General features: G+C 65.4%; 24 protein-coding genes. 19 read left to right on the top strand and 5 right to left on the bottom strand.

The window, feature by feature from the left end; genetic code table 11:
* Positions 1-392: 392 nt before the first annotated feature.
* Positions 393-866, bottom strand: coding sequence for a DUF5793 family protein (locus tag EKH81_RS11450; RefSeq protein ID WP_132057587.1), 474 nt, complete (start codon positions 864-866; stop codon positions 393-395).
* 147 nt (positions 867-1,013) lie between these two features.
* Between EKH81_RS11450 and EKH81_RS11455 the strand changes: the two genes are divergently transcribed.
* The 7 genes from EKH81_RS11455 (at position 1,014) to cdd (ending at position 9,875) form a co-directional block, all read left to right on the top strand.
* Positions 1,014-2,393, top strand: a complete 1,380-nt coding sequence (locus EKH81_RS11455) for a phosphohexomutase domain-containing protein (protein ID WP_132057588.1) — start codon at positions 1,014-1,016, stop codon at positions 2,391-2,393.
* A gap of 113 nt (positions 2,394-2,506) precedes the next feature.
* Positions 2,507-3,673, top strand: a complete 1,167-nt coding sequence (locus EKH81_RS11460) for a BMP family lipoprotein (protein ID WP_132057589.1) — start codon at positions 2,507-2,509, stop codon at positions 3,671-3,673.
* 95 nt (positions 3,674-3,768) lie between these two features.
* The gene (locus EKH81_RS11465; RefSeq protein WP_132057590.1) at positions 3,769-4,821 is read left to right on the top strand and encodes a BMP family lipoprotein; all 1,053 of its coding nucleotides are present in this window, start codon (positions 3,769-3,771) and stop codon (positions 4,819-4,821) included.
* 80 nt (positions 4,822-4,901) lie between these two features.
* The gene (locus EKH81_RS11470; RefSeq protein ID WP_132057591.1) at positions 4,902-6,458 is read left to right on the top strand and encodes an ABC transporter ATP-binding protein; all 1,557 of its coding nucleotides are present in this window, start codon (positions 4,902-4,904) and stop codon (positions 6,456-6,458) included.
* Positions 6,455-7,783, top strand: a complete 1,329-nt coding sequence (locus tag EKH81_RS11475) for an ABC transporter permease (RefSeq protein WP_132057592.1) — start codon at positions 6,455-6,457, stop codon at positions 7,781-7,783. The genes EKH81_RS11470 and EKH81_RS11475 overlap by 4 nt, the downstream gene beginning before the upstream one ends.
* Complete coding sequence (locus EKH81_RS11480; protein ID WP_132057593.1) at positions 7,780-8,862, top strand: ABC transporter permease; 1,083 nt, start codon at positions 7,780-7,782, stop codon at positions 8,860-8,862. The genes EKH81_RS11475 and EKH81_RS11480 overlap by 4 nt, the downstream gene beginning before the upstream one ends.
* A gap of 626 nt (positions 8,863-9,488) precedes the next feature.
* Positions 9,489-9,875 (top strand): cytidine deaminase, encoded by a 387-nt coding sequence (gene cdd / locus EKH81_RS11485; RefSeq protein ID WP_132057594.1) that lies wholly within the window; start codon positions 9,489-9,491, stop codon positions 9,873-9,875.
* Here cdd and EKH81_RS11490 read toward each other — a convergent pair whose 3' ends face one another.
* Positions 9,876-10,346, bottom strand: a complete 471-nt coding sequence (locus EKH81_RS11490) for a hypothetical protein (protein ID WP_132057595.1) — start codon at positions 10,344-10,346, stop codon at positions 9,876-9,878.
* A 115-nt stretch (positions 10,347-10,461) separates the two neighbouring features.
* Here EKH81_RS11490 and EKH81_RS11495 point away from each other — a divergent pair, with 115 nt between their 5' ends.
* Entirely contained in the window at positions 10,462-11,283 is an 822-nt protein-coding gene (locus EKH81_RS11495) for a nucleoside phosphorylase (protein WP_132057596.1), read from the top strand.
* Between the two features lie 424 nt (positions 11,284-11,707).
* Here the strand turns inward: EKH81_RS11495 and EKH81_RS11500 are convergent, their stop codons facing one another.
* From EKH81_RS11500 to ribH, 3 genes are read right to left on the bottom strand one after another with little or no spacing between them, the layout of a single operon-like run.
* Complete coding sequence (locus EKH81_RS11500) at positions 11,708-12,157, bottom strand: hypothetical protein (protein WP_132057597.1); 450 nt, start codon at positions 12,155-12,157, stop codon at positions 11,708-11,710.
* A gap of 45 nt (positions 12,158-12,202) precedes the next feature.
* Complete coding sequence (locus tag EKH81_RS11505; RefSeq protein ID WP_132057598.1) at positions 12,203-13,345, bottom strand: pyridoxal phosphate-dependent aminotransferase; 1,143 nt, start codon at positions 13,343-13,345, stop codon at positions 12,203-12,205.
* The gene (gene ribH, locus EKH81_RS11510) at positions 13,342-13,743 is read right to left on the bottom strand and encodes a 6,7-dimethyl-8-ribityllumazine synthase (protein WP_132057599.1); all 402 of its coding nucleotides are present in this window, start codon (positions 13,741-13,743) and stop codon (positions 13,342-13,344) included. The genes EKH81_RS11505 and ribH overlap by 4 nt, the downstream gene beginning before the upstream one ends.
* An 80-nt stretch (positions 13,744-13,823) precedes the next feature.
* Here ribH and EKH81_RS11515 point away from each other — a divergent pair, with 80 nt between their 5' ends.
* From EKH81_RS11515 to nuoK, 11 genes are all read left to right on the top strand, one after another.
* On the top strand, positions 13,824-15,596 hold the full coding sequence (locus EKH81_RS11515) for a flippase activity-associated protein Agl23 (RefSeq protein WP_132057600.1): 1,773 nt from the start codon (positions 13,824-13,826) through the stop codon (positions 15,594-15,596).
* Between the two features lie 57 nt (positions 15,597-15,653).
* Positions 15,654-16,898, top strand: a complete 1,245-nt coding sequence (locus EKH81_RS11520) for a 5-(carboxyamino)imidazole ribonucleotide synthase (RefSeq protein WP_394352041.1) — start codon at positions 15,654-15,656, stop codon at positions 16,896-16,898.
* Complete coding sequence (gene purE / locus EKH81_RS11525; RefSeq protein WP_132057602.1) at positions 16,895-17,527, top strand: 5-(carboxyamino)imidazole ribonucleotide mutase; 633 nt, start codon at positions 16,895-16,897, stop codon at positions 17,525-17,527. The genes EKH81_RS11520 and purE overlap by 4 nt, the downstream gene beginning before the upstream one ends.
* Before the next feature lie 265 nt (positions 17,528-17,792).
* Positions 17,793-18,206, top strand: a complete 414-nt coding sequence (locus EKH81_RS11530) for an NADH-quinone oxidoreductase subunit A (RefSeq protein WP_132057603.1) — start codon at positions 17,793-17,795, stop codon at positions 18,204-18,206.
* Positions 18,203-18,904, top strand: a complete 702-nt coding sequence (locus EKH81_RS11535; protein ID WP_132057604.1) for an NADH-quinone oxidoreductase subunit B — start codon at positions 18,203-18,205, stop codon at positions 18,902-18,904. Before EKH81_RS11530 ends, EKH81_RS11535 begins: the two co-directional genes overlap by 4 nt.
* Entirely contained in the window at positions 18,901-20,559 is a 1,659-nt protein-coding gene (locus EKH81_RS11540; RefSeq protein WP_132057605.1) for an NADH-quinone oxidoreductase subunit D, read from the top strand. The genes EKH81_RS11535 and EKH81_RS11540 overlap by 4 nt, the downstream gene beginning before the upstream one ends.
* Complete coding sequence (locus EKH81_RS11545; RefSeq protein WP_132057606.1) at positions 20,559-21,641, top strand: complex I subunit 1/NuoH family protein; 1,083 nt, start codon at positions 20,559-20,561, stop codon at positions 21,639-21,641. Before EKH81_RS11540 ends, EKH81_RS11545 begins: the two co-directional genes overlap by 1 nt.
* Positions 21,641-22,102, top strand: a complete 462-nt coding sequence (locus EKH81_RS11550) for a NuoI/complex I 23 kDa subunit family protein (RefSeq protein WP_132057607.1) — start codon at positions 21,641-21,643, stop codon at positions 22,100-22,102. The genes EKH81_RS11545 and EKH81_RS11550 overlap by 1 nt, the downstream gene beginning before the upstream one ends.
* Positions 22,103-22,160: 58 nt before the next feature.
* Positions 22,161-22,430 carry an NADH-quinone oxidoreductase subunit J gene (locus tag EKH81_RS11555; protein ID WP_132057766.1) on the top strand — a complete coding sequence of 90 codons (270 nt, stop codon included), beginning with the start codon at positions 22,161-22,163 and terminating at the stop codon, positions 22,428-22,430.
* Positions 22,427-22,828: an NADH-quinone oxidoreductase subunit J family protein gene (locus tag EKH81_RS11560; RefSeq protein ID WP_238392172.1), complete on the top strand. Its 402-nt coding sequence runs from the start codon at positions 22,427-22,429 to the stop codon at positions 22,826-22,828. The genes EKH81_RS11555 and EKH81_RS11560 overlap by 4 nt, the downstream gene beginning before the upstream one ends.
* Entirely contained in the window at positions 22,828-23,130 is a 303-nt protein-coding gene (gene nuoK, locus EKH81_RS11565) for an NADH-quinone oxidoreductase subunit NuoK (protein WP_132057608.1), read from the top strand. The genes EKH81_RS11560 and nuoK overlap by 1 nt, the downstream gene beginning before the upstream one ends.
* Positions 23,131-23,132: the final 2 nt, after the last annotated feature.

Below are 23,132 nucleotides of genomic sequence, written 5' to 3' on the forward strand. Positions count from 1 at the left end.
CCCCACGGGGGGGGGTGGCCCACTGCCACAGGCGGGGGGGGGAGGGGGGGCGGCGTCCGCGCCCCCGCGCCCGGTTTACGCGCCACATCGAATCGGCGATACTTAAATCAACGGTGAGCGTCGCGCGTCGTCGCGGTTCGGTCGGTCTCCCGAACGTCTCGCCCATGAAACATAAGCCCCCTGTCGTCGTAGCGCGGTGTATGAAGCTTCCGAGTCTCACGACCCCGGAGGGGTTGTTCGACTACCTCATCGGGGGAATCGTGTTGCTGGCGGCGCTCGTCGGAATCGTGCTACTGCTCGCGGTGTTCGGGTTTCTCTGACCGTTCGGTGGGCGGCCTTTTCTGACGGACCTATCGGTGAAAACCCCCGCGAGGCGCGTCCGGGGACCCCGGTTACAGTTCGACGCCGCTCGGGATGAGACTGTGCTGACGGAGCAGATTGCCCTCGCTGTTGTAGACGAGGAACGTTCCCTTGTCGTACTCCACGAGGTCGTCGCCCTCGATGCTGATTTCGACGTGGTAGCGCCCGTCGGCGTCGCCAGCCTTCTTGCCGTACTCGCGGGCGGCCCGGATGAACTTCAGCACGTCGTCGGCGTCCTCGTTGAGTTCGAGCACGAAGTCGCCCGTGATGCGATTCGTGACGCTCACGACGCCCGCCGTCTCCGGGTCGTCAACAGGTCCCTGGAGGCGGAACGCTACGTCCGTCTCCGTGGCGTCGAGCAGTTCGTCGTTCGTCCCCGTGAGGCGCTCGCGGAGCGTCGAAGACGGGCCTTCGAAGTCGATGAGTACCGTCGGTTTGCGAGCCTCGTCGCCCGTTTCGACCCAATCGACGTTTCTGACATCCAGCGTGAAGTAGTCGCGCCTCATTCCGTACCGGGTGGTACGGTCCGGCGCGTCATGAACGTAACGCCGTCGGGTGTCCGCAAGGCGCGGGCCGAACGCGCCCCGACCCGACTCGGAGACATCCGACACGAACCGCGGAAAGCTAAGTACGCGGACCCGTGAGTGTCGGGCATGGACCTCTTCGGAACCGCGGGAATCCGCGGAAGCGCAGTCGAGACGGTGACGCCCGAGTTGGCGCTGGCGGTCGGCCGGGCCGCCGGGCGAGCGGCCGAGCGGGGCGACCCGGACGGACGCGAGTTCGTCGTGGCTCGCGACGGACGACAGACCGGTGCCGCGCTCGCGGCGGCGATGGAGGCCGGACTGGAGAGCGCCGGGGCCGACGTTCGCCGCGCGGGCAGACTCCCGACGCCCGCGCTCGCGTTCGCCTCGCGGGGGCGGCGCGGCGCGATGCTGACCGCGAGCCACAATCCGCCGACCGACAACGGAATCAAACTGTTCGCCGACGGCCAGGAGTACGACCGCGAGGCCGAGACGACCGTCGAGGACCGCGTCGAGGCCGACGACCCGCCTGTCGCGTGGGACGAGTGGGGCGAGAGCGAGCGCGCGAACGTCCTCGACGCCTACCGGGAAGCGGTCGTGGACTACGCCGCCGAGCAGGGCGCGCCTCTCGACGGTCTCCGGGTCGCGGTCGATTGCGGCAACGGGATGGCCGCGGTCGCCACGCCCCAAGTCCTCCGGGAACTCGGCGCGAACGTGGTCACGCTCAACGCGAACGTGGACGGTCACTTCCCCGGCCGGGAGAGCAAGCCGACGCCCGAGACGCTCACTGACCTCCGGGAGTTCGTACGAGCCGGTGACTTCGCGCTCGGAATCGCCCACGACGGCGACGCCGACCGAATCGTCGTTCTCGACGCCGACGGCGAGGTCGTCCACGAGGACACCGTCCTCGCGATTCTGGCGGCTCACTACACCGAGCGAAGCGACGCCGCCGACCCCGTGGTCGTGACGACGCCGAACGCGTCGGGGCGCATCGACGAGCAGGTCGAAGCTGCGGGCGGGCGAGTCGAGCGCGTCCGACTCGGCGCGCTCCACGAGGGCATCGCTCGGGTCCGCGAGGCGGGCGCGCCCGAGACCGAGGTCGCGTTCGCGGCCGAACCGTGGAAGCACATCCACACCGGCTTCGGCGGCTGGATTGACGGCGTGGCGAGCGCCGCGGTCGTCTGCCGACTCGTCGCCGAGGCGGGCGGCGTCTCGGCGCTCCGGGACCCCGTGACCGAGCGACCCTACCGAAAGGAGAGCGTCTCGTGTCCCGACGACGCGAAAGCCGACGCGATGGCGCGCTTGGCGACCGACGTTCCCGAGCGGTTTCCGACCGCGTCGGTCGAGACCGAGCACGGCGTCCGGGCGTCGTTCCCCGACGACTCGTGGGTGCTGGTCCGGCCGAGCGGCACGGAGCCGTACGTCAGAGTGTACGCCGAGAGCGACGATGTGGACGCGCTGATTGCGGACGCGGTCGGCGTCGTCGAGAACGCCATCGCGGAGCTCGAGTGAACGCTCGTCGCGGACGTCGAAGGTATATCTATCATCTGTCTTTTTCTCTCGAATTGGAATTTTGATTCCAAAGCGACGGTTTTATGGCTGATTGTCGAACTCGATACAGTAAGATGTCGAATATTGACAAACGGAGACGGCGATTGCTGAAGGTCGGCGGTACCGGTGCGGTCGGCATGACGCTCGCTGGCTGTACCGGCGAGGGCGACGGGAGCGACGAGACGACCGCCGAGGAGAGCGGAAGCGACGAGAGCGGCGGCGACGAAAGCGGTGGCGACGAGACGACCACCGAGGAGAGCGGCGATAGCGACGAGGGCAGCGACTCCCTCGACATCGGGATGGTGTACGCCACGGGCGGTCTCGGCGACAATTCGTTCAACGACATGGCCCACACCGGCGTTCAGGACGCCGAGTCCGAGTTCGGCGTCTCGTACCAGAACTCCGAACCCGGCAGTCCGAGCGAGGTCGCGAACCTCCAGCGTCGGTTCGCCCAGTCGAGCGACCCCGACTACGACCTCATCTGCTGTATCGGCTTCGTACAGGCCGAGGCGCTCGCCGAGAACGCCCAGCAGTTCACCGACCAGAACTGGACCGTCGTGGACGAAGTCGTCGAGGAGGACAACGTCGATAGCAACGTGTTCCGCGAGGAGGAGGGGTCGTTCCAGGTCGGCCACATGGCTGGTCTGCTGACCCAGATGGACTTCAGCGCGGGCGCTGGCGAGACCGACACCGACAACACGGTGGTCGGGTTCGTCGGCGGGCAGGAGACGCCGCTCATCGAGAAGTTCGAAGCCGGGTACACCGCGGGCGTCGAACACGCCAGCGAGGACATCGAGGTCCGGTCGGCGTACGCTGGCGCGTTCAACGACTCTGCACAGGGTCAGGAAATCGCGCTCTCGATGTACGACGAGGGTGCGGACATCGTCTTCCACGCCGCGGGCGGCACGGGCAACGGCGTGTTCCAGGCGGCCCAGGAACGCGGTCGGTTCGCCATCGGCGTGGACGCCGACCAGTCGATGAGCCTCCCCGACTACGACGACGTGATTCTCGCGAGCATGGTCAAGCGCGTGGACGAGGCGGTCTACCGCTCCATCGAGAACCTCGAAAACGGCGAGTTCGCGGGCGGCGAGATCAACACGCTCGGTCTCGAAGAGAACGGCGTCGAAGCGGTGTACGGAAACGGCATCGGCTCTGAGATTCCCGACGACGTCACGTCCGCAGTTGACGAGTCCCGCGAGGCGATTATCGACGGCGACATCGACGTCCCGACCGAAGTTTGAACGAGTCGAGTTCGCTCGTCGTCTTCGTCGGTTTCGGGCGGCCGAACCGGTAACAAAGCGTCGATTTCTTTGTTCCTGATATCGAGAGAGTGGGTATGCGGGGGAGAACCACAAGAAGGCGGGTGCTGGGGGGTATCGCGGGTGCGGCGGCGTTCGGAGCCACCGGACTCGTTCAAAACGACACGACGAACGTCGGGATGGTGTACGCCACGGGGGGTCTCGGCGACAATTCGTTCAACGACATGGCTCTCACCGGGGTCGAGAACGCGGCCGAGGAGTACGACGTGGAGTTTCGGAACGCCGAACCCGGCAGTCCGAGCGAGGTGGCGAATCTCCAACAGCGATTCGCCCAGTCGAGCAGTCCTGATTACGACCTCATCTGCTGTATCGGCTTCGTCCAGCAGGACGCACTCGCCGAGAACGCCCAGCAGTTCTCCGACCAGAACTGGATGGTCGTAGACACCATAGTCGAGGCGGACAACGTCTCTAGCTACGTCTTTCGCGAACAGGAGGGGTCGTTCCAGGTCGGCCACCTCGCCGGACTCCTCACGACCGAGGAGTTCAGCGGGGGCGCTGGCGAGACCGACCCCGACAACACGGTGGTCGGATTCGTCGGCGGCCAAGAGGTGCCGCTCATCCGGCGGTTCGAAGCCGGATACCGGGCCGGGGTCGCGTACGCGAACGACGACGTGGAAGTCCGGGTGGCGTACGCAGGGGAGTTCAACGACCCCGCGCAGGGCCAAGAAATCGCGCTCTCGATGTACGACGAGGGTGCGGACATCGTCTACCACGCCGCGGGCGGCACGGGCAACGGCGTGTTCCAGGCGGCCCAGGAGCGCGGCCGGTTCGCCATCGGCGTGGACGCCGACCAGTCGGTGAGTCTTCCGGAGTACGACGACGTGATTCTCGCGAGCATGGTCAAGCGCGTGGACGAGGCGGTGTTCCAGTCGGTCGAGAGCGTCGTGAACGACGAGTTCGCGGGCGGGTCGGTCAACGAACTCGGACTCGAACAGGACGGCGTGGCCGCGGTGTACGGGCAGGGTCTCGAATCCGAGATTCCCGAGGCGGTCAAAGAGAGCGTCGCGGAGTCGCGCGAAGCCATCATCGCGGGCGACATCGAGGTGCCGACCGAACCGGGCGAGGTCTGACCCTCGAAGTGGTCACTTTTCCGAGAATCGCGTCGGAAATCCGGGTATCTTAAGCGTACCGGCCCGGAACACCGACTAAGATGAGCGTAGCCGTCTATCTCGACGGAATAACCAAACGGTTCCCGGGCGTCGTCGCCAACGACGAGGTCGACCTCGAAGTCGAGGCCGGGACCGTCCACGCCCTGCTCGGCGAGAACGGCGCGGGCAAGACCACGCTGATGAACGTGCTGTACGGTCTGTACCGCCCGAACGGGGGAACGATACATCTCAACGGGGAGCCACGCGAGTTCGCGACCCCGCGGGATGCAATCGACGCCGGAATCGGGATGATACACCAGCACTTCATGCTCGTAGACACCCTCACCACGGCCGAGAACATCGTCCTCGGCCACGAACCCCGAAAGTGGGGCGGCCTCGCGGTGGACCGCGAGCGCGCCGAGCGCGAAGTTCGGGAACTCAGTCAGCGCTACGGCTTCGACGTGGACCCCGAAGCCCGCGTCGAGGACGTGAGCGTGGGCGTCCAACAGCGCGTCGAGATTCTCAAGGCGCTGTACGGCGGTGCCGACGTGCTGATTCTCGACGAACCGACCGCCGTCCTCACGCCCCAGGAGGTCGAGGACCTGTTCGGGGTGTTCGACGAACTCGCAGACCAGGGCAAGACGATTATCTTCATCACCCACAAACTCGGCGAGGCGATGGAGGCCGCCGACGACATCACGGTGCTTCGGGACGGCAAGAACGTCGGGAGCGTGGACGCCGACGCGACGACCCGCGAGGAGCTCGCGGAGCTGATGGTGGGGCGCGAAGTCCTGCTCGAAGCTGACAAGGACCCCGCGAATCCCGGCGAGGTCGGACTCGCGGTGTCGGACCTCCGCGTGACCGACGACCGCGGCGTCGAGCAGGTCAGCGGCGTGGACATCGAAGCCCGCGAGGGCGAGGTGTTCGGCATCGCGGGCGTGGACGGCAACGGCCAGTCCGAACTCGTGGAGGCCGTCACCGGTCTCACGACGCCCGAGGAGGGACGCGTCTCGATTCACGGCGAGGACGTGACCGGGCTTTCCCGGCGCGACCGAATCGACGACGGGATGGCCTACGTGCCCGAGGACCGACAGGAGCGCGGTCTCGTGATGGAGTTCGACCTCGTGGAGAACGGCCTGCTCGGGAGCCAGCACGCCCAACCCTACGCCGAGGGCGGGCGCATCGACTGGACCGAGACTCGCGGCCACGCCGAAGCCATCATCGAGGAGTACGACGTGCGCCCGCCGGACCCGGACGCCGACGCGAAATCACTGTCGGGCGGCAACCAACAGAAGTTCATCGTGGGCCGGGAGTTCGCTCGCGACCCCGACGTGGTGGTCGCCTCGCATCCGACTCGCGGGGTGGACGTGGGGTCCATCGAGTTCATCCACGACCGACTGCTCGACCTCCGCCGGGAGGGAAAGACCATCCTGCTCGTCTCCTCGAAACTCGACGAGGTCCAACAGCTCTCGGATAGGCTCGCGGTGATGTACGAGGGCGAAATCGTGGACATCGTGGACCCCGACCGCGTGACCGAGGAGGAACTCGGCCTGCTGATGGCCGGAGAGATACCCGAGGACGCGCCGAGCATCGCCGACTCCACGGGGGGTGAGCGATGAGCGATTCCGACCGCGACGAGTCGGGACCGGGACGAATCGGTCGCACGCTCGGGCGACTCGTGGACGCCTCGGCGGTCGAGCGCATCCTCATCAGTCTCGCCGCGCTCGCGCTGTCGGTCGTGGTCGGCGCGCTGGTCGTCCTCGTCTCGGGGTTCATCCTCTCGCCGTGCGCGTCGTCGCCGTTCCTGGCGACCGGCTTCGGCGACTTCTGTTACGACCCCCTCGAAGTGTACTGGGTGTTGCTTCAGGGCGCGTTCGGCTCGACGTTCAACCTCGCGATTACGCTGAAAGAGACCACCCTGCTCGTGTTCACCGGGCTGTCGGTCGCGGTCGCGTTCCGCGCCGGGATGTTCAACATCGGGACGCAGGGACAGCTCGTGCTGGGCGCGCTCGCGACCGGCCTCGCAGTGCTGTGGGTCGCGCCGTTCGTGCCCGCCGGACTCGTCGGCGGCGTCGTCCTGATGGGAGTCGGGCTGCTCGCCGGTGCGGTCGTCGGCGGCGTCTGGGGCGCGATTCCGGGCGCGCTAAAGGCCTACGCCGACGCGAACGAGGTCATCACGACCATCATGCTCAACTTCGTCGCGACGGGGCTGGCGTTCACCCTCGTCTCGGAGGTGTTCAAAGACCCCGAGAGCCAGACGGTCCAGACGCGGTCGGTCCCCGGCAACGCGGAGTTCCCGCCGTCGCTCCTCGAAGTACAGGACTTCTCGATTTTCGTCCTCGTCGGCGCGATTCTCCTCGCGGTCGGCATCTTCTGGCTCCTCAGAGGCACCACGTTCGGCTACGACCTCCGGACCAGCGGCGAACAGCCCGAGGCCGCCGAGTACGGCGGCGTGGACTCGAAGCGAATGATGGTGTCGAGCATGGCGCTGTCGGGCGCGCTCGGCGGTATCGGCGGCGCGGTGTACGTGCTGATGGTCGCGGGCTACTGGCAGTCGGGCATCCCGGACCTCGGTTTCGACGGCATCACCGTCTCGATTCTGGCGGGCAACAACCCCATCGGGGTGCTTCCCGCGGCGCTCCTGTTCGGCGCGCTCAAGGGCGGGAGCCTCGCCATCGAGTTCGACCTCGCGGTTCCGAAGGAACTGGTCGGCGTCCTCCGGGGGCTGGTCATCCTGTTCGTCGCCATGCCGGAGTTCTTCCGGATGATTGGCGCGCGGTACGGCTACGGCGGCGACGACTACGCGGTCGCCGCCGACGGGTCGGGCGCGGATGATGCGTCTGACGCCGACACCGACTCGGAACCCGACGACGCTTCCGAAACCGACGGTGAGACGAGCCAAATCGACGATTCGGGCCTCGAAGACGGAGGTGATGGCCGATGAGCTTCGGCCGACTCCCGACCGACCGGCGACTGCTCGCCGGGGTCGCCGGTCTCGTCCTCGCGGCGCTCCTCGCGGTCGAGGTGCTGTTCCCCGCGAATCCGGTCACCGACGTCGGGGCCGTCCTCGTCACCATCGTCGCGGACGCCAACTACGTGAGTTCGGTGCTCCGGCTGACGGTTCCCATCGCGTTTGCGGCGCTCGGCGGTATCTTCGCCGAGAAGTCCGGCGTCATCAACATCGGACTCGAAGGCCTGCTCATCATCTCGGCGTTCACGTCGCTGGCGGCCGCCGCCGCGCTCGGCGGCGGCGACCCGAACCAGACTCAGCTCTGGCTCGGGTTCGGCATCGCCGTGCTGGTGAGCACGCTGTTCGCGCTCCTGTTCGCAATCGTCTGCATCGAGTTCAAGGCCGACCAGATTATCGCGGGCCTCGCGGTGTGGCTCATCGCGCTCGGTCTCGCACCGTTCGCCAGCAAGGTCATCTGGGGGCAGGTCAACAGCCCGACCATCGGTACGTTCAACAACTGGACGATTCCGGTCCTCTCGGAGATACCGTTCGTCGGTCCCGTGCTGTTCGACGCCAGCCCGATGGTCTACATGCTGCTCGTCGCGGTCGTCGCGTCGTGGTACGCCCTGAATCGAACGTCGTTCGGCCGGTGGATAGAGGCCTCCGGCGAGAACCCGAAGGCGCTCGACACCGTGGGCGTGGACGTGCGGCGGGTCCGGTACACCGGCGTCCTGCTTTCGGGATTCCTCTCGGGCATCGGCGGTGCGGGGCTGGCCATCGGTCGCGTCGGCCAGTTCATCGGCGGCGGGACCACGATGGTCAACGGTCGGGGCTGGATAGGCATCACCGCGTACCTGTTCGGCAACTACAACCCCTTCGGCGCGTTCGGCGCGTCGTTCCTGTTCGCGAGCCTCGACGCGCTCCAGTTCCGCCTCCAGCAGGTCGGCTACAACATCCCGAGCGAACTCATCGGCATCATCCCCTACGTGACCGTGGTGGTCGTGCTGGCGTTCGTGGGCCGGACTCGGATTCCGTCTGCGGCGGGCGACCACTACGAGTCTGGCGAGGAGTAGGACTGAACGGTTCGTTTGGCTTCCGCGCTCGAATCTGAACGCTATTCGTCTTCGGTGTTCATTTTCGATGTGAACGTCGTCGAGCCTGAGTCTCGTTTTTCTTCGTGACCGCTACTTGCACGGTACCTATGAAGACCGCACAGCACCGCGACCGCAGGCCACGCCCTCCCCAACCGACTGCGTTTCTCAGTCGCTTCGCTCCCTGCGATACTCATCCCTCGCACGCATGGGCGCGCCACGAGGGCGCGCCAGCGCGCGCCGTGAATCAAAAGCGGGGATTCGCGCATCTCAACTTCGGCGCGGCGCGTGCGGTCGCACCCCTGGTGGGTGCGACCAGCCGCGCGAGGGACGACCGAATGCCCCGAAGGGGCAGGAGGGAGTCGGTTGGGGAGGACGTGGCCTGCGGTCGCGGTGCTGTGCGGTTTCATATGTACCGGGAGTAGCTAGCTCTGGCTCGTTTACGTCGGTCTCATCTCGAATGCTATCACTTCAAACAGTGTCATCTCGAACAGTCCCATCAGGAATAGTCTCATCTCGAAAACATACCTCCTTCTCACGTCCGACTCCCGAGTTCGAAATCGAGAATCCCCGAAGTATTTCGTCCCCCCGGCCAACGTTCGAGTACCATGAACGACCTCATCGAGGCCGCCCGCGAAGTCCAGGACCGCGCGCACGTCCCGTACTCCGACTACCCGGTCGGTGCCGCCCTGCGGACCGCCGACGGCACGGTGTACGTCGGCTGTAACATCGAGAACGCGAACTACAGCAACAGCCTTCACGCCGAGGAAGTCGCCATCGCGGAGGCGGTCAAGCAGGGCCACCGCGAGTTCGACGCGCTCGCGGTGAGTTCCGCGCGCCGGGACGGCGTCACCCCCTGCGGGATGTGTCGCCAGACGCTCTCGGAGTTCTGCGACGACGACCTGCCGGTGTACTGCGACGAGGGCGACGGCGCGAGCGAGTACGCGCTCGGCGAACTCCTGCCGAACACCATCACCGAGGAGATGCTGGAGTAGTTACTCTCGAACGTCGGGGAAGCAGTTGAACTCGACTGTAATTGAATCGACCGTCTCGTCGCTCTCGTCCACCGCGACGACTCGGTATCGCCCGTGCAAGGGACGCTCGCCGAGGTACTGCTCGTACCGGAGTTTGCCGTCGCTGACGCCGTCCTTGTTCGCCATCACGTCGGCGTCGCCCGCCGAGACGGGAATCACGTGAGCTAGTTTCCCGGCGGCGTCGTACAGTTCGAGGGCGTTGACGTTCTGCTCGCGCACGTCGTCGACCGAGAGGGGAACGGCGAACCGCACGTCGTCGTCTTCGACCGTCGCCATCGCACCGCCGTCGAGAAAGTCGCCGTCGCCGTGTTCGATCGCGCTCGTATGACAGCTGATCGTATCTGACCTGCCCGAGTCGGACCCGCTACAGCCAGCGAGTCCGACGGCTGTCGCGCTCCCGAGGAGGGAGAGTACTCGTCGTCTGGAGGGCATAGAATGGGGTTGAGATGATGACAATATAACCGTTTTTACTGCGTGGCGATGTTCGGCGGGCGTGTCCGGACGGAACGGCGTCCCTTTATGTCCGGCCGTAGAGTAGTCACGAGTCATGACCGGCGACAGCGAAGACCCCAACGACGAAGTCCAGTACCACGTCGAAGTCGGCGAAGGAGACGTGGCCGACGCCGTGCTCCTCCCCGGCAACCCCGAGCGCATCGAGAAGATTACCCGATTCTGGGACACGGCCGAGGAGGTCGCCCACCACCGCGAGTACCGCACCGTCACCGGCGACTACGAGGGGACGCCCATCAGCGTCACCTCGACCGGCATCGGAAGCCCGTCGGCCGCAATCGCGGTCGAGGAACTCGCGCGCGTCGGGGTCGAGACCTACATCCGAGTCGGCTCCTGCGGGGCCATCCAGCCCGACATGGAAGTCGGCGACCTCGTCATCACGACCGGCGGGGTCAGACAGGAGGGGACCAGCGAGGCGTACGTCCGCGAGGACTACCCCGCGGTCGCCGACTACGAGGTGGTCTCGGCCTTGGTCGCGGCCGCCGAACGACTCGGCTACGACTACCACACCGGTATCACGATGAGCGCCGACAGCTTCTACGCCGGGCAGGGCCGCCCCGGATTCGAGGGGTTCGAAGCCGCCGGAAGCGACGAACTGGTCGAGAGCCTGAAAGAGGCGAACGTGAAGAACATCGAGATGGAGGCCAGCGCCATACTCACGCTCGCCAACATCTACGGACTCCGGGCGGGCGCGGTCTGCTCGGTGTTCGCCAATCGCGAGACGGGCGAATTCCTGACGGAGGGCGAGAACCGCGCCGCAGAAACTGCGAGCCTCGCGGTGAAGTTACTGGCGCAGATGGACGAGGTGAAAGCAGAAGCGGGCGTGGACAGGTGGCATCCGGGGCTGAGTCTGGAGTAGTCCGGCGACTGTTTCTCAGGAGAGCTCTGACGCGAGATTTTAAATACGAAAACGGAACCAACTTCGTCCGGACGCTTCGTGCGGTTACGGGCAGATAGCTGGCGAGTCAGTCAGCAGTGTCCCAAAGCGGTTTCGCCGCCAAGCGGCGGCGAAACCGCCCCACCTCGTGACCGCCAGTCCGACTAACCTGAAAAGGCTGAGCCAACACCAAGCGCGACTAGCGGGTCAATCCACGGCCAGCGCACCGAAGGTGCGCGCACGAGCAGTCGCACCGCGAGCGGTAGCGAGCGGCTTTTTGGTCCAGATTTTTGCGCCGAGCGGTGCCCGAAGTACTCGAACGAAGTGAGAGTACGAGGACACCCGAGGCGGAAAAAGGTGGGTCTCGACTACCCTGAAAGAAGGCTGAGCCAACGCAGAACGGGAATCAGCCGACACGACGGGCGACCGCTTGCGCGGCCCGCCACCCGAGACCGGCGACCAGCGCCGACACGGCGGCGAGCGACAGTACCAGCCACGCGAGAACCGAAAATTCGGTCGCGAAGACAGTCGAAGCCAGCACCGGCCACGCGACGAACGGCACGACGAGACTCGCGACCGCCGCCACCGCGGCACCGACGAACAGGCGACGTTGCCATCGGTTGAACCGAATCCCGACGTTTTCGCCCGGCGGGATGGCGAGTCCGAGCGCTGCGACGACGAACCCGACGAAGCCGACTGCAAAGAACAGGAGGACGGCCAACCCCTCGACGAAGCCGTCGCTGTCCGGCGGTGACGGCGGAATCGCGGAGAGTTGGCTCGCTGCGAACGCCACTCCGAGAAAACCGACGCCTGTGACCGGGAGTTGGAGGACACCGAGCCGGGACCGAAGACTCATGCTCTCTGCTGGACGTGTCGCAAAAATAAGCCTTGTGTCGGCGGGCTACAGCAGGTCGGCGTCCACGAGTCTATCGACTGCTTCGCCGATTCGCTTCTTACTGTTGGCGTAGGAGATGCGCGCGTAGCCCGGCGCGCCGAACGCGCTTCCGGGGACGGTGGCGACGTGGGACTCTTCGAGGGCCTCCTCGCACCACGCCTGGTCGTCGTCGGCGACCGGCATCATCAGGTAGAACGCGCCGTCGGGTTCGGGGGCCTCGACGCCCTCCTCGCCCAAGCGGTCGAGCAGGAACTCGCGGCGCTCGGCGAACGCTTCGACCATCTCTTCGACGGCCTCGTCGGTGTTCTGGAGGGCTTCGACGCCCGCATGTTGGACGAAGTTGGTCGCACACGACACCGAGTGGGAGTGGAGCTTTCCGGACTCCGCGAGCAGTTCCTCGGGACCCGCGTAGTAGCCGAGTCGCCACCCGGTCATCGAGTAGGCCTTCGAGAAGCCGTTGACGGTGACAGTCCGGTCGGCCATCCCCTCGAAGGTGCCGAGGCTGGTCGGCTCCGCGCCGTAGGTGATTTCGCCGTAGATTTCGTCGCTGATGACGGTCACGTCGTGTTCGACCGCGAGGTCGGCGACCCCTTCGAGCGCGGCGTCGGAGTAGACCGCTCCGGTGGGGTTGCTCGGCGAGTTCACGATGAGGAGTTGAGTGTCGTCCGAAATCGCGTCGGCGAGGTCGTCGAGTGCGGGTTCGAGTTGGAAGTCGTAGGGCGCGAGGTCCACGCGGTTGAGGTCGCCGCCCGCGAGTTTGACCATCGCCTCGTAGGACACCCACGCGGGGTCGAGCAGGACGACCTCGTCACCATCGTCCACGAGCGTCTGGACCGCCTCGTAGAGCGCCTGCTTCGCACCGGGCGTGACGATGACGTTTCCGGCTTCGTGGTCGAGACCGTCGTTCTGGAGTTTTTCCGCGATAGCTTCTCTGAGCGCCGGAACCCCGTTCGAGGGCGTGTAGCCGGTGTGGCCCGCGTCCATCGCTTCCTTTCCGGCCTCGACCACGTTCTCGGGCGTCGGGAAGTCGGGTTCGCCCACGCTCAGGTCCACCACGTCCGCGCCCTCGGCTTCGAGTTCCGACGCGAGGTTGCTGATGGCGAGGGTCGCGCTCGGTTCGACGCGCTGAATGCGGTCGCTGAAGTTCATAGTGCCTCCACGAGGTCGGCAGCGGCGTTTACCGCGTCCGCGCCCTTCTCGACTCGCTCGCGCGCTTCGGCCCCCGACATTCCGGGGCCGCTGACGCCGAACGCGACCGGCGTGTCGCGGTCGAGGCTCACGTCGGTCAGCCCCTGCGCGGCGGCGTCGGCGATGACTCGGTCGTGGTCGGTGTCGCCGGTCACGATGGTTCCGACGACGGCCACGGCGTCGATATCGTCTTTACGGGCAAGCCGGTCGGCCGCGAGCGGCGTGTCGTACGCGCCGGGGACCTGAATCGTCTCGACGACCGCGATATCGCGGTCGTCGGCCGCCTCGTGGGCGTGCGCTTCCATCTGCTCGGTTACCTCGCGGTTGAACCGCGAAACCACCAATCCGAGGGAAATCATGGTCGGAAGGTCGCTTGGGCGGGTAAAAGAACTACCGTTCTCCGGAAAATTTGTATCCCTTCGAATGTTTTCGACGGGTAATGAGTCGGGATGCGGCGTCCGCGGAGTCCCGCAGTGCGGGACTCCGCGGACGCGCTGGCGAGTACGCGAGTGCGCTCGGCCGGGCCACCGGAAATCGGACGCTGGCCGCTATCGTCGCCATCGCGGTCCTCTCGCTCGCGATTCGGCTGTTCGCGCTCGAATCGCGTGTGTTCCACTGGGACGAGGGCCGGGTCGGCTACTGGATTCTGCGCTACGCCGAGACCGGCGTGTGGGAGTATCGCGCGGTCATCCACGGCCCGTTTTTCTATCACGTCAACAAGTATCTGTTCTGGTTGTTCGGGCCGAGCGACTTCCTCGCGCGCCTGCCGGTCGCAGTCGTGGGCGGATTCCTCCCGCTGACCGCGTGGCTGTTCCGCGAGCGCCTGCGCCGGGCCGAGATGGTCGCGCTCGCGGTGCTGTTCGCGCTCAATCCGCTCTTGCTCTACTACTCGCGGTTCATGCGTAACGACGTGTTGCTCGCGGCGTTCATGCTCTACGCGCTGGCGTTCTACGTTCGGCTGTTCGACACTCGAAAACCTCGGTATCTCTACCTCGGGTCGCTGATGGTCGCGCTGGCGTTCACCACGAAGGAGAACGTGCTGGTGTACGTCGTGACGTGGCTCGGGGCGGCCGTCCTCCTGTTCGACCACCGACTCATGCTCGCGGCGAACGCCGACGGCCGGCGCGCGGTCGCGTTCGAAACGCTCCGGCGCGGACGAGTCGGGCTTCGACGGTGGGGACCCCATCTCGTCGGCGCGCTCGCGCTCTTTTTCGCCGTCGTAGTGTTCTTCTACGCGCCGCGCGCTCGCGGCGTTCCGGGTCCGGGTCTCTGGAAGGCGTTCTCGAACCCCAGCCTGTTCCCTGCGGTCGTCGAGGAGGCGACTCTGGGTTCGTGGGAGAAGTTCGTGGGCAAGTGGGGCGACGGCAATCAGACCGCGTATCTCTCGACGTTCGGGCCGCTCTGGAAGGTCGTCCGGGCGGGCGCGTTCGGCGTGTTCGTCCTCTCTATCGTCGGATTCGTCGCCGACCGCTACGGAGGTGGCTCTCCCCGCGACCTCGTTTCGTTCACGTTCTACTGGGGGTTCGTCAGCGTCCTCGGCTACCCCGTCATCGTCGAGAACCCCTTCCCGTGGGAGCCGATTCACGCCGTCGCGCCGCTGGTGGTCCCCGCCGGGGTCGGTCTCGCCGTGTTCGTTCGGTGGGGTCTCGAAGCCATCGCGGACGACGACGGTCTCAGTGCCGTCCTCGCCGCGCTGGTCGTGCTGGTCGCTGTCGGACAGGCTGGAGCGATAGCGGTCGAGACGTCGTTCGTCCACCCGCAGGACCAGTACCTCGGCGAGAGCGACGAGGAAGAGAACCGACTCGTTCAGTTCGGCCAGCCAGCAGACGGACTCCGACCCACGCTCGACGTGATTCAGTCGGTCGCCGACCGAAACGACGGCATCGACGTGCTGTACTACGGGTCGGACTTCCACGTCGCCGACGAGTCCGAAAACGACGACTGGGCCGCGGGCGGCGGATGGTACGACCGCCTGCCGCTCCCGTGGTACACCGAACTGTACGGCGCGGAAGTCGATAGCACCGACAGGCTCGGCATCGTCGAGTCCGACCCCGCGCCGGTCGTCATCGCTCGGGCCGACGACCGCGGCGCTGTCGAGTCGCGACTCGCCGACGACTACCGGGCGTTCGAACACGAACTCACCATCTACGGGAGCGAGACCGTGTTCTTCGTGGACGAGGCGTATCTCGGTGCCGAAGACGCGCCCGAGTAACCACGTTCGTGTATATCGGTGAGCGAAGTTGGGAAATCTTATGCAGATGCGTCCACAATCTCGTCGGCAATGAGCGACACAGAGACGCTCGGCGTCGTCGGCGGCGGCCAACTCGGTCGGATGCTCGCGGAGGCGGCCGCGCCGCTCGGCGTCGAACTGGTCGTCCTCGACCCGACGCCCGACTGCCCGGCCTCGCCGGTCGCCCGCGACCAAATCGTAGGGAGCTTCGACGACGAGGCGGGCGTGCGCGAACTCGCCTCGCGCGCGGACTACCTCACGTATGAAATCGAGTTGGCCGACCCCGACCTGCTGGAAGCGGTCGAGGAGGAGTACGACGTGACGGTCAATCCCGACCCCGAGACCCTTCGCATGATTCAGGACAAACTCGTCCAGAAGCAAAGTCTGCGCGATGCCGGGGTCCCGGTGCCGGAGTTCCGACAGGTGGACGACCGGTCGGACCTCGAAGCCGCGGTGGAGGAGTTCGGCTACCCGGTGATGCTCAAGGCCCGCGAGGGCGGCTACGACGGCCGGGGGAACGTCCCTGTCGAGAGCGCCGACGACTTCGACGCGCTCGACGAACTCGACGGTCCCGCGATGGCCGAGGAGTTCGTGGAGTTCGAGCGCGAGGTGTCGATTATCGGCGTGAAAGGCGCGGACGGCGAGACTGCCACCTTCCCGCTCGGCGAGAACGTCCACCGCGAGGAGATTCTGCGCGAGACCGTCGTTCCGGCCCGGACCAGTGAGGACGTGGCCGAACGCGCCCGCGAGGTCGTCGAGGACGTGCTGGCGTTGCTGTCCGGCCGGGGGGTGTACGGCATCGAACTGTTCGAGACGTGCGAGGCGCGGAGCGCCTCGGATGCGAGCGGTGGCGAACCGCGAGCCGACGGCGAGATTCTGGTCAACGAAATCGCGCCCCGCCCCCACAACTCGGGTCACTACACCATCGAGGGCGCGCTGACCTCGCAGTTCGAACAGCACGTCCGGGCCGTGACCGGCCGACCGCTCGGCGCGACCGACATCCGGAGTCCGACGGTAACGGCGAACGTGCTCGGCGACGTGGACGAGACTCGCCCCGCGAACCCCGTCGGAATCGAATCGGTGCTGGCCCATCCGGGCGCGAGCTTTCACTGGTACGGCAAGCACGAAGTCCGACCGCTCCGGAAGATGGGCCACCTGACCGTCGTGGGCGACTGCGAGGCGCTTCGTGATTCGGACGGACTCGCGGGCGACGCCCGCGAGACCGACACCGAGGAACTGTTGGCGGATGCGCGCGAACTCCGCGACGAGGTGACCTTCGAATGACGAAACTTCAGGCTCTCATCGACGACCTGCGCGCGGAGGCGGAGCGCGACAGAGACCCCGAGGACACCCCCGAAATCGGCATCGTGATGGGGAGCGACTCGGACCTCGACGTGATGGCTGGCTCCGAGGACGGACGCCCCGGAGCCTACGACGCGCTGACCGAACTGGGCTTCGAGGAAGTGACCGATTACGACGACCCACCTGAAGCCCGGTTCACCTTCGAGACGTACGTGGTGTCGGCCCACCGCACGCCCGACCTGATGTACGCCTACGCCGAGACCGCCGAAGAACGGGGGCTGGACGTGATAATCGCTGGCGCGGGCGGCAAGTCCGCCGACCTCCCGAACATGACCGCGTCGCTGGCGTACCCCCTGCCCGTGGTGGGCGTGCCGGTCCAGGAGAAGTCGGTGTCGTCGGTCATCGGGATGCCGACCGGCGCGCCCCTCGTCGCGGTGGACGCTGGGAAGTCGTTCAACGCCGCGCTGTCGGCGGTCCAGATGCTCGCGCGCGAACACGACCAACTCCGCGACGAACTGGTCGCGTACCACGACGACCTGCAGGAGGGCGTGGCCGACGTTTCGCGGCGTCTTCACGAGGAGGGGACGCCCGGCTTCCGCGACGACGAATAGCTCGCGCTTACTAACGCCGCTTCCGGTGAAGGCGGTGAGTCCGTGGCAGTTTCAGGCACTTACTATCAATTATATTGGGTCGTCGCCCGATTCGAATCGGGTGCGTCCTCGCGCCCTCTGGAGGTACGCCCCGAAACGTCCCGTTTCCCGACAGTAACCGTCAGGCCGTCGAAAAGCGTGTGAGGCGACTGGATTCGTAAGAATCGCACAAATCAACGCTTATAGGGGTGCGCTCATAATCTCCGGATGGTAGGAGAATATCGGCATGAATCCATGGATAGCTATTGGCGCGTTGGCGCTGGTGGGGCTGTTGATACCGCTCGGGATGATGGCGGTGTCCAGCCTGCTCCGGCCGAGCGTCCCCGAAAAAGGAAAAACCACCGTGTACGAGAGCGGTGAGATTCCGACGGGCGGTACGCGCATCCGATTTAACATTCAGTACTACATGGTTGCGCTACTGTTCGTCGTCTTCGACATCGAAACCGTCCTCATCTTCCCCTGGACGGTCATCTACCGGGAGGCGGTTTCGATGGAAGGGGTCGGACTCGCAGGTGCGTTGTACCCGATGCTTGCGTTCATCGGTATCCTCGTCGTCGGTCTCGGCTGGGCGTGGCGACAGGGTGCCGTCGAATGGGTCCGCAACCCGACCGACTCACAACGGAGCGTGGATAGACAATGAGTAACGAACCACGGGACGTAATTCGCGGGAGTACAGACGCACAGACAAAGACCCAAGAGGCCCGGATGGAGGGGGTGGACAACCGCTTCAACTCGAAGCTTCGCGAGGCGTTCGGCTCCTCGCCGTTCATCCTCACGAAGTTCGACAAATTCATGAACTGGGTGCGGGGGTCGTCGATGTTCATGTTGCAGTTCGGTATCGCGTGCTGCAGCATCGAGATGATGCACACGTACGCGGTCAAACACGACCTCGACCGATTCGGGTCGGGCGTGCCGCGGGCGTCGCCCCGGCAGGCCGACGTGATGATTGTGCCCGGCACCATCGTCACCAAGTTCGCCCCCCGGATGAAGCGGGTGTACGACCAGATGCCCGAACCCAAGTTCGTCGTGAACATGGGGTCGTGTGCCATCTCGGGCGGCCCGTTCCAAGAGGGCTACAACGTCATCAAGGGCGCGGAGGAGGTCATCCCGGTGGACATTCACGTCCCCGGCTGTCCGCCCCGCCCCGAGGCGCTCATCTACGGCGTCGTCAAGATGCAAGAGCGCATCGCCAACGGCGAGTCGAGTCCGGTGACGGTCAAGCCCTACGAACTCGAACAGTTTAGCGACCTGAAACAGGACGAACTGGTCGATAAGCTGGCGAGCCAAATCGACGAGGACGACCTCGTCATGCGCTACAACTGGGCTGATTCGCCATGAGTTCCTACGAAGAACAACTCGACACGGCCGAGGGCGTCGATTACGACGCGATAGCGGACCTGCTCGGCGACCGCGTGGTCCGCCGGGAGACCCACCTCAACGCCGAGGGATTCGTCGTCCGACCCGACCAGGTCGCGGAGTCGCTCACGCTGCTGCGCGAGGAGGCCGGGTTCGATCACCTCTCGATGGTGACCGCACAGGACTACGAGGACCGCTACGAGACAATCTATCACCTCACGAAGTACGCCGACCGGACCCACGAGGTCAGCGTCGTCGTGCCGACCGACCCGGAGAACCCGGTCAGCGAGTCGGCCGCGTCGGTGTACAAGACTGCGAACTGGCACGAGCGCGAGGCGTACGACCTCGTCGGCGTCGAGTACGACGGCCATCCTGACCTCCGGCGGATTCTCCTGCCCGAGACGTGGCAGGGCCACCCGCTGAGTTCGGACTACGACCAGGACAAGCCCCAAATCGTCCAGTTCGACGAGCACAAGAACCCATTGGAGGACGACCACCGGGGCGCGGACTCGGACACGATGTTCCTCAACATCGGGCCGCACCACCCCGCGACTCACGGCGTCCTCCACCTCAAAACCGTCCTCGACGGCGAGCAGGTCGCCGACGTGGACCCCGACATCGGCTACCTCCATCGGTGTGAGGAGCAGATGTGCCAGCAGGGCACGTACCGCCACCAGATTATGCCGTACCCCGACCGGTGGGACTACGCGTCGGCGGGCCTGCTCAACGAGTGGGCCTACGCGCGCGTCGCGGAGGATTTGAACGACATCGAGGTGCCGGAGTACGCCCAGATTATCCGGACGATGAGCGCGGAGTTCTGCCGCATCGCGGCCCACCTGCTCGCGGTCGGCACGTTCGCGCTCGACATCTACGGCGACTTCACCGCCATCTTCATGTACGCGATGCGCGACCGCGAGAAGGTTCAGAACATCCTCGAAGACCTCACCGGTCAGCGGATGATGTTCAACTACTTCCGCCTCGGCGGCGTGGTCTGGGACCTGCCCGAACCTCGCGAGGAGTGGTTCGAGAACATCCGGGACTTCCTCGACGACCTCCCGGGGACCCTCGAAGAGTACCACGACCTCATCACCACGAACGAAATCTTCCAGACGCGGGTCATCGGCACGGGCGTCCTCGACCCCGAGGACGCGAAGCAGTTCGGTACGACCGGACCCGTCGCCCGCGCGTCGGGCATCGACTACGACATCCGGCGCGACGACCCCTACGGCTACTACGACGAACTCGACTGGAACGTCGTGACCGAGGAGGGCGGCGACAACTACGCCCGCTTCCTCGTCCGGATGCAGGAAGTCGAGGAGTCCGCGAAGATAATCAGCCAGTGCGTGGACCTGCTCGAAGACTGGCCCGAGGACGAACGCAACATCCAGTCGAACGTCCCGCGCACGCTCAAGCCCGACCCCGACACCGAAGTGTATCGAGCGGTCGAAGGCGCGAAGGGCGAACTCGGCATCTATATTCGGTCGGACGGCACCGACAAGCCCGGCCGGTTCAAGATTCGGAGTCCGTGCTTCTGTAACCTCTCGGCGCTCAACGCGATGAGCAAGGGCGAGTACGTTCCCGACCTCGTGGCGACGTTAGGTAGCCTCGACGTGATTCTCGGGGAGGTGGACCGTTGATGTTCGCTCCCCTGCAGTCCGACCCCGTTCTGCTCCCCGAGACCATCGCGCGCCTGCTGTTCGGTTCCGAGATAGCCATCTGGCAGGAGGCCGTCGCGGGGTTCCTCGCAGCGTTCCTCATCGCCAACATCATGCTGGCGAACGCTGGCGTGGCCGGTCCGTGGGCCAAGCGGAAGATTACGGCGGCGTTCACCGACCGTATCGCGGTCAACCGAATCGGCCCGGCGGGACTGCTCATCATCCCGGCGGCGGCGGTCCAGTTGATGGCGAAAGAGCTCATCATCCCGGACGGCGTGGACCGGCCCGCGTACGACCTCGCGCCGATTCTGCTTGCGCTCTCGGCGCTCCTCGGGTTTGCGGTCATTCCGATGGGTTCCATCTTCGGAATCAATCTCCAGATGGCCGACCCCGAGACCGGACTCGCGTTCGTGTTCGCGGTGGCGTCCATCGCGACCCTCGCGCTGACGATGGGCGGCTACGCGTCGAACAACAAGTACTCGCTGATGGGCGGTCTCCGCGCGATTGCGCAGAACATCGCCTACGAGATTCCGCTCATCGTGACCGCGGCGTCAGTCGTCATCTTCACCGGCACGCTCCAGACGAGCGAAATCGTCGCCCAGCAGTCCGAACCGCTGGTCACGATTGCCGGACTCACGATTCCGTCGTGGTTCGCGTTCGTGAACCCCTTCGCGTTCGTGCTGTTCATGGTGGCGAACCTCGCGGAAGTCGGACGGAACCCGTTCGACATCCCCGAAGCGCCGACCGAAATCGTGGCGGGGTACATGACCGAGTACTCCAGCATCTACTTCGTCCTGTTCTACATGGGCGAGTTCATCCACATCTTCCTCGGGGGCGCAATCGTCGCCACCGTGTTCCTCGGTGGACCGGCCGGTCCGGTACTTCCCGGCTTCATCTGGTTCATCATCAAGATTTGGGCGGTCTTCCTGTTCACCCAGTGGGCACGGTCGGCCGTGCCGCGGGTCCGAATCGACCAGCTCATCGAGATTGGCTGGAAGGGCATGCTGGTCCTCTCGTTCGCCAACCTCGTTCTCACCGCGGTCATCGTCGGGGTGATGCTCTAATGATTGGAGTCCTCAAATCAATGGCGACGACGCTGAAGCACGCAATGGACGGGTCCACGTTCACGGTCGAGTACCCCGACGTGGCACCCGAAGTGAGTCCGCGGTTCCGCGGCGTTCACAAGTTCAGCCAAGAGCGATGCATCTGGTGTCGCCAGTGCGAGAACGTCTGTCCGAACGACACGATTCAAATCGTTCAGGACGACCAGCGCAACGGCGAACAGTACAACCTCCACATCGGACAGTGCGTCTACTGTCGGCTGTGCGAGGAGGTCTGCCCGGTGGACGCCATCCTGCTCACCCAGAACTTCGAGTTCACGGGCGACACCAAGGACGACTTGGTGTACAACAAAGAGCAGTTGAAGAACGTCCCGTGGTACAAGGACATCGACCCGCTCGAATCCCGCGAACCCGACCGGGGTGCGTGGATAGGCGAGGGCGAAGGAGAGGTAGACTACCAATAACGAGACGCCCATCTCGAAACCTTAAAAGGGCGATTCTGAGAAATCCAAGGTGACTGAAATGGTATACGAGACGCTCGCGTTCGGGCTGTTCGCTGTCGTGACGATAGCGAGCAGTCTGGGCGTCGTCCTGGTGCGGGACGTGTGGCACTCAGCGTTACTGCTGGGTGTCGCGCTACTCTCCGTCGCCGTCCACTACGTAATGTTGGAGGCGGAGTTCCTCGCGGCGATGCAGATCCTCGTCTACGTCGGCGGGGTTCTGGTCCTCATCACGTTCGCCGTGATGTTGACGCGCCAGGCACAGACAGAAGAGGAGGTGACAGAAGCATGACCAACCAAGACAGAGGCAGTTTGTTGCCGGGGCTGGCGGCCGTCGCGCTGTTCGGCGTGCTGGCAGTCGTGTTCGTCCGGGCGTCGTTCGGCGACCCGGCGGGCGGTTTCGCGGGTAGCGAAGGCGTCACCGCGAGTATCGGCTACGCGATGTTCAACATCGCCCACCCCGACGCGATACCGAGTGAGGGATTCCTCGTGGCGTTCCTCCTCATCGCGGTGGTGCTCGACGCGGCGCTCGACGGCGCGGTGTTGCTCGCCCGGCGCGACGAGGGTGGCGAAATCACGACGGCGCTCCGCTCGGACGCGGCCGAGACCGACACGACCGAAGAACGAGTCGCGACCGACGGTGGAACCGTCGACGCTGACAGCGACGACACACAGGAGGGACATAACTGATGGTACCTATCGAGTACTACCTCCTGCTGTCGGCCGCGGTGTTCTGCATCGGCGTGTTCGGCATCCTGACCCGCAAGAACGCGCTGTTGTTCCTGATGAGCGTCGAGCTACTGCTCAACGCCGCGAACATCAATCTCGTCGCGTTCTCGCGGTTCCACGGCAATCTGACCGGACAGACGTTCAGCCTGTTCACGCTCGCGCTCGCGGCGGCCGAGGTCGCCATCGGTATCGGCATCATCCTCGTGCTCTACCGCAACTTCGCGGACGTGGACGTGACTAAAGCGACGACAATGAGGTGGTAAAA

Origin of the sequence: Halorussus amylolyticus (assembly GCF_004143485.2) — an archaeon.
GTDB lineage: Archaea > Halobacteriota > Halobacteria > Halobacteriales > Haladaptataceae > Halorussus > Halorussus amylolyticus.